13 protein-coding genes are annotated in these 15,498 nt (G+C 61.1%); all 13 read right to left on the reverse strand.

Going from position 1 to position 15,498, the window contains the following annotated elements; all coding sequences use genetic code 11:
• Nucleotides 1–2: 2 nt before the first annotated feature.
• Complete coding sequence (pgaC, locus tag E4O97_RS21730; protein WP_032878491.1) at nt 3–1,343, reverse strand: poly-beta-1,6-N-acetyl-D-glucosamine synthase; 1,341 nt, start codon at nt 1,341–1,343, stop codon at nt 3–5.
• A gap of 2 nt (nt 1,344–1,345) precedes the next feature.
• The gene (gene pgaB, locus E4O97_RS21735) at nt 1,346–3,349 is read right to left on the reverse strand and encodes a poly-beta-1,6-N-acetyl-D-glucosamine N-deacetylase PgaB (RefSeq protein ID WP_248133315.1); all 2,004 of its coding nucleotides are present in this window, start codon (nt 3,347–3,349) and stop codon (nt 1,346–1,348) included.
• A 12-nt stretch (nt 3,350–3,361) separates the two neighbouring features.
• Complete coding sequence (pgaA, locus tag E4O97_RS21740; RefSeq protein ID WP_216090542.1) at nt 3,362–5,842, reverse strand: poly-beta-1,6 N-acetyl-D-glucosamine export porin PgaA; 2,481 nt, start codon at nt 5,840–5,842, stop codon at nt 3,362–3,364.
• Between the two features lie 338 nt (nt 5,843–6,180).
• Nucleotides 6,181–7,677: a YdgA family protein gene (locus E4O97_RS21745; RefSeq protein WP_032878495.1), complete on the reverse strand. Its 1,497-nt coding sequence runs from the start codon at nt 7,675–7,677 to the stop codon at nt 6,181–6,183.
• 146 nt (nt 7,678–7,823) lie between these two features.
• Nucleotides 7,824–8,456, reverse strand: coding sequence for an NADH:ubiquinone oxidoreductase subunit N (locus E4O97_RS21750; RefSeq protein WP_248162221.1), 633 nt, complete (start codon nt 8,454–8,456; stop codon nt 7,824–7,826).
• 81 nt (nt 8,457–8,537) lie between these two features.
• Nucleotides 8,538–9,980 (reverse strand): efflux transporter outer membrane subunit, encoded by a 1,443-nt coding sequence (locus E4O97_RS21755; RefSeq protein WP_032878497.1) that lies wholly within the window; start codon nt 9,978–9,980, stop codon nt 8,538–8,540.
• Nucleotides 9,977–10,867 (reverse strand): efflux RND transporter periplasmic adaptor subunit, encoded by an 891-nt coding sequence (locus E4O97_RS21760; RefSeq protein WP_032878498.1) that lies wholly within the window; start codon nt 10,865–10,867, stop codon nt 9,977–9,979. The genes E4O97_RS21755 and E4O97_RS21760 overlap by 4 nt, the downstream gene beginning before the upstream one ends.
• Nucleotides 10,864–11,073 carry a DUF1656 domain-containing protein gene (locus E4O97_RS21765; RefSeq protein WP_003187469.1) on the reverse strand — a complete coding sequence of 70 codons (210 nt, stop codon included), beginning with the start codon at nt 11,071–11,073 and terminating at the stop codon, nt 10,864–10,866. The genes E4O97_RS21760 and E4O97_RS21765 overlap by 4 nt, the downstream gene beginning before the upstream one ends.
• The gene (locus tag E4O97_RS21770; RefSeq protein WP_005783581.1) at nt 11,070–13,148 is read right to left on the reverse strand and encodes an FUSC family protein; all 2,079 of its coding nucleotides are present in this window, start codon (nt 13,146–13,148) and stop codon (nt 11,070–11,072) included. The genes E4O97_RS21765 and E4O97_RS21770 overlap by 4 nt, the downstream gene beginning before the upstream one ends.
• Nucleotides 13,145–13,564 carry a MarR family transcriptional regulator gene (locus E4O97_RS21775; RefSeq protein WP_005783580.1) on the reverse strand — a complete coding sequence of 140 codons (420 nt, stop codon included), beginning with the start codon at nt 13,562–13,564 and terminating at the stop codon, nt 13,145–13,147. Before E4O97_RS21775 ends, E4O97_RS21770 begins: the two co-directional genes overlap by 4 nt.
• A gap of 262 nt (nt 13,565–13,826) precedes the next feature.
• On the reverse strand, nt 13,827–14,087 hold the full coding sequence (locus E4O97_RS21780) for a short-chain dehydrogenase (protein WP_248162222.1): 261 nt from the start codon (nt 14,085–14,087) through the stop codon (nt 13,827–13,829).
• Between the two features lie 309 nt (nt 14,088–14,396).
• Nucleotides 14,397–14,813 carry a hypothetical protein gene (locus E4O97_RS21785; RefSeq protein WP_078819974.1) on the reverse strand — a complete coding sequence of 139 codons (417 nt, stop codon included), beginning with the start codon at nt 14,811–14,813 and terminating at the stop codon, nt 14,397–14,399.
• Complete coding sequence (locus E4O97_RS21790; RefSeq protein ID WP_078819973.1) at nt 14,810–15,463, reverse strand: hypothetical protein; 654 nt, start codon at nt 15,461–15,463, stop codon at nt 14,810–14,812. Before E4O97_RS21790 ends, E4O97_RS21785 begins: the two co-directional genes overlap by 4 nt.
• Nucleotides 15,464–15,498 lie beyond the last annotated feature (35 nt).

Genomic DNA, 15,498 nt, shown 5'->3' on the forward strand with positions numbered 1-15,498 from the left:
GCTCACGCCTCCTCTCCGGCAGGTTTAATTCCGCGATCCGGGCTGACCCAGCGTGCGCGTTTTTGATGCTGGTTGAACAACACCTTGGGAAAGCTGACCAGGGTGGTAAACAGGCTCACCAGCCAGAACACCATCGGGTACCACACGGTCCAGAACAGGGTTTTCCACAGGTCTTTTTCGTAGCGCCGGTCGATCAGGATGCTGACCGCAAACTGCAGCAGGCACACCATCGCCAGCACCAGGCCGGTAAACGCGGGTGGCACCAACGAGTCCACGGTAATCGCCGCCGGCAGCGTGACGAATTTACCCACGGCCCAGAAGATCACCGACAGCAGGAAGGTGAAGGCCCAACCGGTGGACAGGCAGTATTCGAACAGCAGCGGCCACAGGTAGCGATGGCGCCATTGCCAGATGCCGCGAATATTCTTGAACAGCACTTCGGCGCCGCCCTGGGCCCAGCGCAGGCGCTGTTTCCACAGGCCGCCGACGGTCTCGGGCATGAGGATCCAGCACAGGGCACGCGGCTCGTAGAAGATCGACCAATGATCCAGTTGCAGCTTCCAACTGACATCGATGTCTTCGGTGATCATGTCGGTGCTCCAGTAGTCGATGCGGTCCAGCGCCTTCTTGCGAAACGCCACCACCACACCCGAGACCGTGAAGATCCGTCCGAACACCCGCTGGGTGCGCTTGATCAAGCCGATGATCGAGGAGAACTCGCCGACCTGAACCCGCCCGATCAGGGTGGAGCGGGTACGGATGCGCGGGTTGCCGGTGACGGCGCCCAGGCGCGGGTTGTCGAGCATCGGCGCGACCATGTAGGCCGCCGCGTTCTTGTCGAGCAACGCATCGCCGTCTATGCACACCAGGTATTCGCTGCGGGCGGCCACCGCCCCCATGCGCAGGGCCACGGCCTTGCCCTGGTTCTGCGCCAGGTGCAGCACGCGCAGGCGTGGGTGTTGCAGTGCCAGGGCATCGAGTACCGCTGCGGTGTTGTCGCTGGAGCCGTCGTTGACCGCGATCACTTCGATGTTTGTGTACACCTGGGCCAACGCGGCCGCCATGGTGTCAGCGACGTTATCGCCTTCGTTGTAGCAAGGGATGATGATCGAAATCAGCGGGTTACCGGCCAGGGTCGGCGCCGGGGTGTCTTCCTCCCACGGCCAATGGCGCTCCCAGTGCAGCCAGAAGTACAGGCCGCCGGCGATCCACAGCGCCGACATGAACAGCGGGTAGAAGAACACGAAGTCCATCAGGAACTGCCCGGTGATCAGGAAGATCAGGCCCAGAGGCAAGCCCAATACCAGCGCCAACACGAATAGAGCCAGGATTCTGTCGAACATGATCAAGGATTCCATTGGTTGGAGAGGGCCGGACGTATCGTCTTCAAGTCCGGGGAGTTTTCCAGGAAGTTGTCCGGGTAGTAGCCGAAACTGGTGACGCCCTGGCGTTTGAGTACACCCATCCACTCTGCCAATTGCTCAGCGCTGATATCCGGCGCGGCCTGGGTGCGCCAGTCTTTGGCTTGCAGTTCGAAGACGGTCTTTTCCAGTGCGCCGGGGCGTGCCTTGACCGTGGCCACCAGCTTTTCCAGCCAGGCATTGGAGTCTTTCAGCGACTGGCCTTCCATCAGCGGCATGGCCATGGGCGCCGTCCAGTCGTAGGTCTTGAGGAAGTCATCAAGGTTCTGCGCAAACCAGGCTTCGCTGCCGGGGTTGAGCATCGGCTCGGCGAAGATATTGCGAGCGGTGAGGATCTGCGGGCCGCGAATGGCGCGCACCTTCACGGTCAGCTCGTTGGTGAAATCGGTCAGGTAGCGGCTCTTGAAGCGAGTCCAACGCTGCATCACTGCAGGGTCGGCACGCAGCGCAGCGATATTGTCCGGCAAGCCCTGGGCAGCATAGGCCTTGAGTGCGGCGGGGCTGGCGTCTTCAAAGTCGCTTAGCAGCGCATCGTCGTGATACAGCACGCCGTCGATGGCACTGTTGCTGGTACGCGCCAGGTCTTCGTAGATCTCACCGATGAGCTGCCGCACTTTCGGATCAAAGGGCGACAGGCGCTTGTATTGATCCGGATCGGTAGCAACCTTGCCGGTCTGCGGGTCCCAGCGGGTCACGCGTGGCAGCTTGGCGTCGAGGGCAAAGCTGAGCACCGGCATCCACGCAAACACGCTGGCGTGGGCACGGGTATGCAACTGCCAGGAAACGCGGTTGAACAGGTCGGCGCGCATCGGCAGGTGGCGGTTGGGGAAGTACACCGAATGCACCAGGCCATCACCCTTGGGGTCGGCGTAGGCTTGCAGGAACACCGTGACGGCGCCCATGTCCACTATGCGCTGCACCAGCACATCGAGGTTGTGCGCCTGTTGGACCGGGTCGGGGTCATAGACGTGATCCAGGTCCACATGCACGACGCGCAACGGAGCCTTGGCCTGAACCGAAACCATGCTGCTGGCGAAGTGTTCCCCATCCGGGTCGGAGGCCACCAAAAAGCGCGGGCTGTTCATCAGCTTGTTGGAATCATCCAACCCGTCGTCCAGCGTAAGCGCCATCTCATAGCCGTGTTCACCGACCACCGCCAGGGTGGTGCCATCGGCCGCGCCATACGGCCATACCCATACCCGTGGAGCCTTGCCAGTGACGGTACGAATTTTATTGGAAATGGCTGCTACGTCAGTACGCATCCGCGCCTGGAACTGCGCTTCGGTTTCATAGCGACCGGTCGCCGGATCATAGCGGCGCGTGGTGGCCGCGGGTTCAAGGTTGCCCTGGGGATTGGCGAGTATGCCTTTGTGATTGGCGTCGGTATGGGCGGCGATTTCCACCAGGCCCGATCGGGACACTTCGCGAATCTGCTGCCAGGTCAGGAAGTCGCCCCGTGCCCGTGGCGTACCGGCGAAGTCCACCGGCTGGTTCAGCGGCGTGTCGATCCAACTGCCCACCGGCGCCAGCACGGCCGGCCAATTATAGGCCCGCAGGATCGGCATCACGCGGGTGTAGAAGCTGGAATAGCCGTCATCGAAGCTGAGCATCACCGCTTTGGGTGGCAGCGTCGGCCCGCCACGGCGTGCAGCGAGCACCTGGTCGACGCTGACCGCCTGGTAACCGTTCTCGCGCAGCCAGGCCAATTGCTCGATCAAGCGCTCGGTACGCACCGCCACCACGGCCTGGTCAGGGTCGTTGTCCGAGACGTCGTGGTAGGCAATGCCCAGGAAATGGTTCTTCGGCCATGGTGCTTCGCTGGCCAGTGTCGGGCGCTCGGCAGGTGGAACGAATGGCGCGGGTTGCTGGGCGCATGCGGCGGCCAGCATTACACCCAGGACCAGAAAAAAACGACTGAGGAGGGTCATGGTCAGGCTCTTCTAGAAACGGTAAGTGAGGTCCAGGAGCAGGCGCAAATCGCGTTCGCGCTCGCCGTCGTAAGGTCGGCTGACCAGGCTCAGGTTGGCGCCGGCTTCCAGCACGTCATTCCAGCGAAAGCGTTGGCCGTACCCGATCAAGCCGACGCCGCCGGTGGAGTAATCCTTTTGGCTATAGGTACCCGCACCGAGCTGGAACTGCTGACTCCACTGGGTTTCGTAGCGGTGATAAAGCACATGGTTGACGTTGACGGTGGGCAACACGCTGAAGTCGGACTTGGGGTTGAAGTAGATCGTGTCTTCCTTGCTGTTGCGGCTGGCACCGACTTCCAGGCCCAGCTCTACTTGCACTTTTGGCGAGCTGTAGATGCCTTCGCGACCGGTGAGCAAGGCTTCGACGCGGTCGTTGCCATCGCTGAAATGCGACGGGCTGACGGCCAGTTTCCACTCCCGGCTTTCGTTGGCGCGCCAGCGGATAAAACCGCTGCCGCCGTTGGCCGTGACACCTTCATTCAACGCCCGCAACGGTGTGGTATTAAGCAGGTAGCCAAGGCTGCCGCCGTACTGCCAGTGGTCGTTGATGTCGCGGGCGATCGACACGCTCGCGCCTTGTTTGGCGCCATCGCCATAGGAATGGTTGGACACTTCGGCTTCGATGGTCATGTCGCGGGTGCGCCGCTCCACGCCCACACGCTGCCAACGGTGATGGCCGGTACCTTCGGCGAAATCGGCAGTGCCATAACCGACACCGGCGAACAGGCGCCAGTCCTCGTCGATGGGTGGGGTGTAGATCACGCTTTCTATGCCCCAGTCACGGCTACCCGACACGGCGCCGGCCTCTTGGTTGTTGCCGCCTCCGAAGCTTTTACCGGTGTAGGCTTCCACCCGCACTTCGGCCATGTCGTGCACGTCGCGCAGGCGTTTGAGGCGCTGTACCTGGCGGTTGTCCGGGTTACGGGCGACGACGTCATCGGTGAGCAGGTCGAGTTGCCGCCATTCCTGCAAGTCCAAGGCCGTGAAGCCTTGGGACATTTCCACCCCGATGTCACGGGGGCTCTGGTTTTCGGTCTCCTTGAGGGAGTCTTCAGCGCGTCTTGGCCAATCACGGGCACGGTACATTTCTGCCTGGGCCAAACGTACACCGATGCTGCCGGGAGCTTTGCTCCCCAGGTCTTCCAGCGCTTGTTCGCTGGCATTCAGGTCGGCGCCATAGGTACCGGCCTGGGCCGCCAATTGCTGGGCGTCCATCCATTCGTCGTTAGGGTTGCCGATAGGCAAACCCTTGAGTTCAACCCGAGGTTTCTCGGTGCTGGCCAGCTGCGTGGCGACCGCACGCGCCTCATCCACCTGATCGTTTTCCAACAAGGCGTAGAACAGGGCGGTGCTGTCTTTGACATGATCACCGACGTCGGCATCCGCTGCAGTCAGCGCCTGGCGATACAGCGGCGCGGCTTTTTCCGGCAGGCGCTGGTCGAGGTAGGATGCGGCGACCCAGCGCACGGCGTAGGTCGGCAACTGCACGCCTTGGGCGGTGAGCACTTCGTATTCGCGAATCACCTCAGCGGTGCGTGCACGGGCCTTGAGTGCCCCAAGCCGGTCGATACGCCAGCGCACGACGTCGTCGTGGGCAGTGGCGTCCGGAGCCCAGCGGCTGATCAGCTTGTCGTAATCCTGCAGGGCGCGATCGGCGATGACGTAGCGTTCTTTTTCGGTACGCGTAGCGAACTCGGCCATGCGCACGCGCTCGGCGGCAAGGTCGCCTTCCAGGCGGCGCTGGGTGACCGCGTCCACCAGGCCCGGGCGCTTGGCCGACAGACGCAGGGCGGCTTCGGGCAAGCGAGCCTTTTGCAGGGCGACGATGTATTCACGGGCCACTTCCGGTTTGTCGCCGGCACGGATAAAGGCTTGGTCGAACTCGAACAAGGCGTCGTAATTCAAGCCGGCGCGTGTCAGCGCATAACCCAGGGCCATGCGGCGGTTCGGGTCATTGGGTTGCGCCGCCACCATCGTGCGCAAGCGTTGCACCGCTTCGTTGGCCTTGCCGCCATCGGCCTGGGTCAGGGCCTGGCCCAGTTGCAAGTCGACGTTATTCGGTTCACGCAGCAGAGCCTGGCGATAGACCGCTTCGGCCTGAGCCCATTGTTTTTGATTGCGATAGGTGCGCGCCACCGTGGCAAGTGCCTGGGTGGTGAGGTTGCGGTGCTTGCCTTGTGCTTCGTACACCTTGAGCACTTCGTCGTCTTGCCCGGCCCAACCGGCAATCACCAGGTGGTCACTGACCTGGCCTGGGGTTTGGCGTTCGGCAGACAGTTGGCGCAGTTGCGTCAACGCCGGCGTGAAGTGACCGTTGCGGGCCTGGATGATCAGGGCATCGTAGGCGGGATCGGCAAATGCGAGGCCAGGAACCAGCAATTGGCTGCACAGGGCGGCCCCGATAAGCAGACGCAACCGGCCTGAAGCACTGTAGGGGAGGTTTCGCAGCATATCGTGAGCTTCCTTACACACGGAAAGCCCTAACGATAGATGGTCCTGAGCAAAACGCATCAGGGTGTCGGCGTCTCGGGACCCGACCTAGCTTTCCTGTAAGAACTATCTCTTAGCAAAGTAGGGGGAAGTACAATTCAGAACAATTGTTCAGAATTGTGCGGTCGCGATTTTTTGCCCTCACACAAAACGAATGTGGGAGCCGGGTTTGTGTGGGAGTCGGGCTTGCCCGCGATGCAGGCACCGCGGTCGTTCAGCCAGACCGGGGCGATGCTATCGCAGGCAAGCCAGCTCCCACACAAGCCTGCTCCCACATTTTTTTACTGCATTTTCAGCGCTTACTGGGCGCCGCTCACCGCACCGACTTTCGACATCACAAAGCCAATGAACTGCTCAACGGTCATCTTCTGGCCGTTGAAGGTCACTTCGTTGTTGGCGTAGTGCAGCTTGGAAACCACATCGGTGCCCACCAGGGTTGCCAGTTGCGTGCCGACTGCCATGCCGCTGACCATCTCGGCCGCCATCTGCGATTGCTGCTCGATGGCTTTGGGGTCAGTCACACCACCGACCTGGGCTTGCAGGGCGGCTACGTCGCTGATCATTGGCTTGGACAGGGTCAGGTTGGCATCCAGCAGCGCAATCATCTGCTTGCCCAGTTCAACCGGCGGCAGCTCCATGGACGTCGGCTTGGCCAGGTCCACAACCAGGTTGAACTTGCTTTCGCCGTGGGTGGTTTTAAGCGACAGGTTTTCCACCGCCAGTTGCGGCTTGGCAGCCAGTACCTGGTTGACGTTGGCTTCGGCCAGGGCCTGCTCGGCTTCGGTCAATTGCAGTTCCGGCACGGGTTGGCCAGCGGCGGCCGCGGCTTGCACCGGTTGCATCTTGTCCTGGTAGAGCTTGGTCAGCACCAGCATCGCCGGGATATCGACGTTCTTCATGCTCACGGCCATGGCAGCCGAGCCGACTGGTTTGCCCTGATAACCGATCTCGTCGATCTTGTAGTCGACGCGACCGGCCAGGTTGTTGTCCTTGGCTTGGGTAGAGTCTTTCTGCTCGAAGCCCTTGAGGGTCAGCACGGCTTTCTGCGGGCCGAAGGTGACCTTGGTATCGGTCAGTTCCACGGTGTTCTGGCCGGTGTAGAAGCCAAAGGTGGATTTCTCCAGGTTGCTGGCAACAGTCAGGCCAGCCAGTTCCGCTTCGAACGGTGCGCCATTGGCATCGATCGCCGCGACCTTGAGGCTGTTCATGAAGCCATCAGCCTTGACCTTCTGGCCTTCGGCGCTGCTGTCGAATTCCAGGTTGGCGCCAGAGAAGCTCACCGAGGAGGTGTCGTCCTTGAACTCCAGCGGCAGCAATTCGATGTTGCCGCTGACCGAACGGCTGTAGCCGATGTTCGCCACGCCTTTGAGCGGCGACACGTCTTTGCTGGCGGCGAACCATTTTTCAGTGGTGGGGTTCTTTTCCAGTTCGTAGTGACTGGTGGCCATGACCGGCAACCACTTGAGGGTCACCAGGCGCGAGAACGGCAGCGGGCCGTGCTCGATATGGTCGACGAACAGCAACTCAGGGTTCGGGTTGTCTTCACCGAACACGCTGCCCTGGCCCTTGAGGCGATAGTGCGCCGTGCTGCTGAACACGCCACGGTCCAGAGACACCAGTTCCAGAGCCACGCTGCCGTCGACGCCGGCCATGGAGGTCTGCAACTCTTTGTTGGCGTTCTGGATGGCGGTTTGCAGGACCGGCTCCAGTTGTTTACCGGTGTACCAGGCGCCGCCCGCACTGACGGCGCCGATGGCGACAACAAAACCCAAGAAAACAACTGCTGGCTTATTCATGAAGTGACCTGATCAAATCCTGTGAGAAGTGGGCTGTCTTCCTTGAACCCCGAAGGGGTTGGCTCAAGCCCGCCGAAAACGGGGGAAGATTAGCACTGGCGAGCGCAAACGGCCCAGCCTTTCAGAGGGATCAGTTCCGTAGGAGTTCAGGAGTACTCCTGTTCGACTTCATCCAACTGGTGATCAAAACTCTTCAAGCGGGCGGTCCAGGTGTACACCAGCACCTCGAACTCGCGGTGGATCACGGCATTGCCGGGGGTGTCGGTCTTGGGGTCGAAAAAATCCAGTTGGTAGCGCTCGCGGGCCATTTGCGTGGCCACGTCGGACAATTCCCGCGCGTTATCGAGCCAGTGCCTACCGTCTGCGACCTGTCGATCCAGCAGCACGCACTGCTTTTTCAGGACTTCGAGGCTTTTTTCCAGCGGCGTGCCGGTGAGGTCGCCCATGACCTCCTGGAAGGTGCGCCCGGGCTGCCAGTAGCTGCCCCAGAAATAGCGGTCGAATACGGTTTCGACGCGGCGCAGGGCAACCTTGGTGTCCCAGATCGCGACGCGGGTCTTGCCTTGTTCGAGGAGCTTTTTCTTCACTCGCTGGTTTTGATAAGACGCCCAGGCCACCACGCCGATGGACAAGGTGCCGATCACCAGGCAGGCGCTGTCCAGGAACACCATGGCCTTGTCGAGTTGATGGGCGAGCATGACACCGTAGAAATACGCGGCCGATAACAATACCAGTGCGAAGAGCACGCACCAGAAAGCGGGAGCATAAGGGTTTTTCATTATTGGAATCCCCATGAGCAAACGCGAGCTTTGTCGGGTGAGACGTCACGGCGCCTCACCTGACAAAGCATAGCAATCACCTCACGGTTTGCCGGGTTTTACCCCTTGCGTTCGTCCGCTTTCCCAGCCGCCGCCCAGGGCCAGGAACAGATCGATCTGGCTCATGGCAACCTGGGTGTTGGCCGTCGCCAATTGCGCGCGCATATCGGTGTAGGTGCGCGTGGCTTGCAGGTCGGCCAGGAACGATTCGCGGCCGGCCTGGAAGAAGCGATGGGTCTGGCCTGCGGCTTCTCGCGCCGACTGTTCGGCTTCGGCCAGGGCGTCGCGGCGCTGCAACACCGCGGTGTATTGCGCCAGGCCGGTCTGGGTTTCACGGATGGCATTGAGCACCACGCCGTCGAAGTGCGCCAAAGCGCCCTGGGTCGCAGCTTCGGCTTCATGGATACGCGCACGGGCGCCGTTGGTCGGCACGGTCCAACTGATCATCGGGCCAAAGCCCCAGCGGTTGGTGGCCGGTGTGCCGAGGTTTTCCAGCAGGCCCACGGTGCCTACCGTGGCGCCGATGCTGATATCCGGATACAGCGCGCCGGTGGCCACGCCGATACGTGCGGTCGCGGCAGCCAACTGGCGCTCAGCCTGGCGCACATCAGGGCGACGTTTGAGCAGCGTGGCACCGTCGCCCACCGGCAGCAACTGGGCGATGTGTGGCAGCTCGGCGCAGGTGCCAGTGCCGGCCGGCAGTTGGTCTACGGGCTTGGCCAGCAGCATCGACAGGCGGAACAGTGCGGCCTGGCGCGAGGCTTCATAGCGCGGAATGTCGGCGCGCAGGGATTTGTATTGGGTTTGCGAGCGGGTCACCTGGGTTTCGTCGCCGCGCCCGGCATCCCGCAGGCGCTGGGTCAGCTTGGTGCTCTGCGCTTGCAGATCGAGGGATTCGTTGGCAATCGCCAGCTCTTCGTTGGCCGCGCACACCTGGGTGTAGGAACGCACCACATCGGCCACCAGGGTGATGCGAGCGATATCCGCCGCCGCCTGGGTTGCATCGGCGCTGGCCTTGGCGCTTTCGATGCCGCGCTGCAAGGTGCCGAACAGGTCGAACTGATAGGACGTGGTGATGCCGACGCTGCCGATGTTGCCGACCGGGACTTTGTCCGGCAGCAAAAATGCTTCGCCAGATTCCTGCAAGCGCTGGGCCTCGGCCTTGGCGCCGGCACTCCAGCCGCCGGCGGATTCAGCCTGCTGCACCTGGTAACGCGAACGCTGCAAGTTGGCGGCGGCCACGCGCAGATCGGTGTTGGAGGCCATGGCCTGCTGCACCAGCTGGTCCAGGCGCGGGTCGTTATACAGCTTCCACCAATCGGCCGGAACCGGCGCCGAGACCACGTTGCTGCCCTCGCCCATGATCGGTCCTTGCAGGTCGCCACGGTTGACTGCGGCCTGCTCCGGCAGTTTGTAATCCGGGCCCACTACTTGGCAGGCCGACAGCAACAATCCCAGGGAAGCGGTTGCCAGAAGCCGCTTCATGGTTTGTCCCCGTCTTTAACCTTGTCGTCGATGATCGACACCGTCGCCGTGCGCCCGGCGATCATGCGAAAGTCCGCCGGCACATCGTCAAAGGCAATGCGCACGGGGATCCGCTGGGCCAGGCGCACCCAGCTGAACGCCGGGTTGACGTTGGGCAGCAGGTTCGAGCCGCTGCTGCGGTCGCGGTCTTCGATACCGGCGACGATGCTCTGCACATGCCCGTGCAGTCGAGCGTTGTCGCCGATCACGCGGATGTCCACGCCCATACCGACGTGGATGCCGTCGAGCTTGGTTTCTTCGAAGTAGCCGTCGATGTGGAAGGAGTTGCTGTCCACCACCGACAGCACCGGGCGCCCGGCAGTGACGAACTCCTGGGTGCGCGGTGCGCGGTCGTTGACGTAGCCGTCCACGGGGCTGCGGATCACCGAGCGGTCGAGGTTGAGTTGGGCGGAGTCCACCGTCACTTGCGCTTCGGCCAGGGCGGACTGGGCGCGAGCCACGCGGGACTGGCTTTCTTCCAACTGCTCGCTGGGCACCAGGTTGCCGAGGCCACGGTTACGCTTGTACTCGCGCTGGGCCTGGGCCAGGGTTTCCTGGCGGTCGGCCACGGCGGCCTGGGCTTGGCGCAGGGCCAGCTTGAAGCGGTCCTGGTCGACGGCAAAGAGCACCTGGCCTTTGGTCACCAACTGGTTGTCACGCACGTCCACCCGCTGGATCAGCCCGGAGACGTCCGGGGCGATCTGCACGATGTCGGCGCGGATGTGGCCGTCACGGGTCCAGGGGGCAAACATGTAGTACATGACCATGCGCCACACAACGACGACCGCGAAACTCACGATCAACAACGTCAGGACGACACGGCCGATAGTCAAAAAAGGTTTTTTCATGTCATCAAATATCGACTGAGTGAGTCCACCGCGCCCAGCAACAGCGCGTAAAGCCCCACATTGAACAATGCCCGGTGCCAGACCAGGCGATAGAAGTGCATGCGCGTCAACAGCCCGTGCACCACCAGAAACAACACATAGGTAATGCCCATCAGCACCAGCAGCGTGGGCAGGAACACCCCGCTGATATCCAGATCACCGATCATAAAGGCGCTCCATCGGGTAGCGGCGCTTCCATTTCCGTGCCGCCAATGAATTCCACACCGGGCAACAACGCCAGGCGCAGGCCGGCCAAGGCGTGCAGCAGGTGCAGGCGGGTGTCGTCTTCGTCTTGCAGGCCCTGGCCGTTGAGGGCGCGGCGCGTACGGTCCAGGGTCATCAGCAGACCGCTGGGTGCGGGCAAGCGTTCACCGGCCTTGAGGCACGCTTTGAAGTAACCGCCCACCCCTTCCACCACCTGGTTGAGCAACACCCGTGGCACACCGAGGATGCGCGGCGAGTAGGCCAGCAGGTCGAGCAGGTTCAGCGCTACGCGCAGGTCGCGCAGGGCGCTGCCGGTGTCTTGGCCGGTAAGGGCCAGGCGCGGCAGGTGTTGCATCAGGCGGTCGAGCATTTGTGCGGCCATGTGCCGGTGTTCGTTCAGGGTTGCGGGCTCGGTCAGGCCAACGATGTCACGCCAGCTGAAACGGGTCAGGCGCTTGGCCGCCAGTTCGGCGCCGAAGGGCCGGGCGATCAAGGTCCACACAAATGCGAACAGCAGGCCCACGGGCCCAGCCAGGTTGACGTTGGCGAAGTTGAGAAAATCCGCGTCATAGGCGCCCTGGATGCTGATGAACGACGAGGTGTTGACCAGCGTCAGCAACATGCCCAGGTAGAAGCGTGGCTGCACGGTGAGGGTGCCGATGCAGATAAACGGCACGGCGAAGGCCAGCACCAGCATGGGGAAATCGTGCAGGTTGGGCAGCACCAGGAACAGATACAGGCTGGCGAACAGCACCGACATGGCGGTCCAGAAAAAGAACCGGTAGATCTGCGGCGCCGGGTCGTCCATCGAAGCGAAGAAGCTGCAGGCGACGGCGGCCAGGATCACGGCGCTGCCGCCATCGGTCCAGCCCAGCAGAATCCACAGCACCGAGGCGACGATGATCGCGGTCACGGTGGAAAACGCCGAGTAGAACATCAGGCCACGGTCGAGAAATGGCGTGAGCCGGCCCAGGCGCCAGTGGCGGTAGACGGCGCGCCAGGTGTCCTGGCTTTCACACTGGATGGCGGCTTGCAGGCTGCGACAGTCTTGCCACAAGTCGACCCATTCGCCGAGGCGGTACAGGGCGTTGGAGAACAGCAACGTGTGGCGGTCATCCAGCGCCTCGCCCTGGGGTTGCGCGGCGTCGATCTGGTCACGCAGCACACGCCAGCGTTCCAGGGGCGCTTGTTCAGTGGTGCTTTGCAGCCAGGCGTTGGCTTCCTCCAGCAACGGTTTGAGCCGGTCGAGAAACTCCGGTGCGCGATGCTCGATGGCGTACACCGCGTCATCCAGCGCGTCGATTACCGGCAGCAGATGAATCATGCGCCCGCGCAGTTCTTTGGTGTTGCGCACCGTTTGCGGCCGCGCGCCTTCGTGGGGCAACTGGCCGATCATCAACTCAAGGGTGTTGAAGGTGGCAACCATGCCACCGCGCAGGTTGCTGACCGCTTCAGGGTCAATCTGGCGGGTGAGGAAGCGTTGGCTATAGACCTGAGCATCGCTGAACCACTTGGCCACCGAGCCATCGAACACCGGCATCAGGCGCCGTGGCCAGAACATTGCGCCCACCACCGCTGCGACCGCGATGCCAAGGAAGATTTCTTCGGTACGCGCTTCAGCCACGTCCCACACCGCCAGGGGGTTATCCACCACTGGCAGGGCGATCAGCGGCAAGGTATAGCCGGCCAGCATCAGGGCGTAATTATTGGCCGTGCGCAGGTGCATGGAGAGGAACAGCAAGGTGCCCGTCCATAACGCAATCACTACCACCAACAGGTAAGGCGACTGCACGAACATCGGCACAAACAGCACCGCCGCCGCTGCCCCCATAAAGGTGCCAATGGCGCGGTACAAAGCCTTGGAACTGGTGGGCCCGACAAACGGGCTGGAGACGATATACACGGTAGCCATCGCCCAGTACGGACGCGGCATTTGCATCAGCATGGCGATGTACAGCGCAATCATCGACGCGGCGAACGTGCGGACCCCGTAGAACCAGTCGCGGGCGGGCGGGAAGCCGGTAAAAAATCCGTTCAAGGCGCCACAGCCTCGGCCGCTTCGAAGGCGCGCAGCACGCGCAGTGCGGCTTCCAGGTCGGTGGGCGCGATATCCACAAGGACTTCCTTGCGCAGGCGAACCAGTTGGGCTTCTACCGCCTGCACCAGTTCACGGCCGCGCTCGGTGAGGCTCAGGGCCTTGGCGCGGCGGTCGTGGATGTCTTCGGTGCGGCACACATAGCCGTCGCCGCACAGACGATCGAGCAGGCGCACCAATGACGGGCTTTCCATGCCGGAGGCCTGGGCTACTTTGACCTGGTGCACACCGTCACCCAAGCGACCGATCATCAACAACGGCACGGCGCAGGCTTCGGAGATGCCATAGCTGACCAGCGTGGTCTGGCAGATTTTGCGCCAGTTACGGGCGCCCACCACCATGCTGCTGCTCAGGTTCATCTGAAGTTGTTCGAGGGATTGGGACACTGGATAGTTCGCATACAGTTAGTTTGCTAACTATTAATATGGTGGAGGGAGGAAGAGCCGTCAAGTTTTGAAACAATTTCTCGATGGATGGAGCGATTCAGCGGCTACACCGCCGGGCGAATGTGGGAGGGGGCTTGCTCCCGATGGCGAGGGGTCAGCCACTGATGCATTTACTGACACGCCCTCATCGGGAGCAAGCCCCCTCCCACATTTGGATCAGCGTCGGATGCCCGGGCTATTTTTCAGCCTGACCATCGAGGCGACGCTGGATCTCGCCCAGCATGTCCAGGCCATCGCGCAGTGAAACCAATGCGGCAGTGACCAAGTGATGGAGGTTTGGGTTGTCGCTTGTTGAGACGAGGGTCTCCAAAAGCTCAGTGCCGATACGCACGCGACTGCGAGCTGTTTCGTGGAGCAAATGCGAGGGGGCAAAGGTGTTGAAGGCGAGGACGGGAACGCTGGTGGGGTTGGACTTGAAAGCAGAAAATTGTTCCATGAGTTAAATCTCGAAGATTGAGTTCAAAATCACCATTGCTCGTCGCCAAACGAGAAAGGGTGGCAGCTGTACGCAGGTTGGCGAACCGGTAATCTACGAAACCCGGCAGATCCGAAGATCTCCCGCGCACAGCCGCCATAAAACTGCGTGCCTTCACCCACGGGGAAAGCACGGAATTTGAACGCTGTAACGCTTCGTAGAACGCGGATCGCCAAATCCGATCGCCGATGTGCGGCGACGGGGCGAACTATAGGGGGGATGGTCGAGGATGTGCAACCGGCTCGGTTGATCGTCATGCCTCTTGGCTGGTCAAGATTTTTTCCTCCATCGCCATACGCTCCACACCTTAACGCCTTCAGAGCCAGCCACTAGCACAGCCATCAACACCACATTGTAGTTAGGAACAAGCTGAGCACCTACCAGCAACAGCGAAACAGAAGGCACAATAAAAGCCAATCGCAAGGGTGTTTGAAAGTAAGTAACCCACCTCACCTGTTCACGACCAAGAAAGAACAGCAGACACGAGAGAACGATGGAAACTTGCAGCAGCATGGCAAAACCGAACATGTACAACTGCACAACACTATGCTCACGCAGCACCCACGAAGCACTTTCAATATCGCTTAAATAAGGAATCCTTCCCTCCATTGCGCTGGTCACTGCATACCGAATCAGATAAAGGGCATCCATTGCCCCCCAAAACCAAAAAACATGCTTGCGCGTCACTTTCCTGCCTCCTTGTATTCATAAACCACATCCGGTGTTACAGGCTGCCAATGCCACGACTTACCACCCACTTGCCAGTTGTCATCGCCCTCCAAATAACGCTGCTTTATATGCCGCAGCTCTCCATATCGACGCTCAACTGATCTGTGGGTGAGTTGATCATCTCGACTATCAAGCCTTACCCACCGCTGAGTCATAACTCTGGTGGTGTTCGCAAGATCCTTTCCATCCGATAAAAACACCCGACCCTCATCAGCTGCTGAAACTAACCGATTAGCGGCGAGAATCGCGGTATTTTTAATTCCATCGTAATCGATGCTTACCTTCTCCCATTTGCCAGGCCCGACATACAGCCGCTGACCCATTAAATATCCGTACTTGACGCGACATTCCCTACTTAAGGGGAGAAAGGGGCGGTCCGTCACAAACAACCAATCACCAACTGCCAGTTTGTCTATAACCCGCCGTTGCTCTTGTTCCGTGGAGCAACACACCGGAGAAATATTGCACTCCCTGAGCAGCCCACGCAGTCCGGGCAACGCATACGGCGCACGAAAAAACTCCCTTATTCTTATTCTCGCAAAATAGGGACTCTCGATCTTTGTGAGTTCATAGTTTTCAATTTCGTCGCGGGGAATCAGGCGTTTCATATTGTGTCCAGAGCAGGGAGTCAGCGCCTGTTAAT

Source organism: Pseudomonas sp. W15Feb34 (assembly GCF_023127765.1).
Classification (GTDB): Bacteria; Pseudomonadota; Gammaproteobacteria; order Pseudomonadales; family Pseudomonadaceae; genus Aquipseudomonas; species Aquipseudomonas synxantha_A.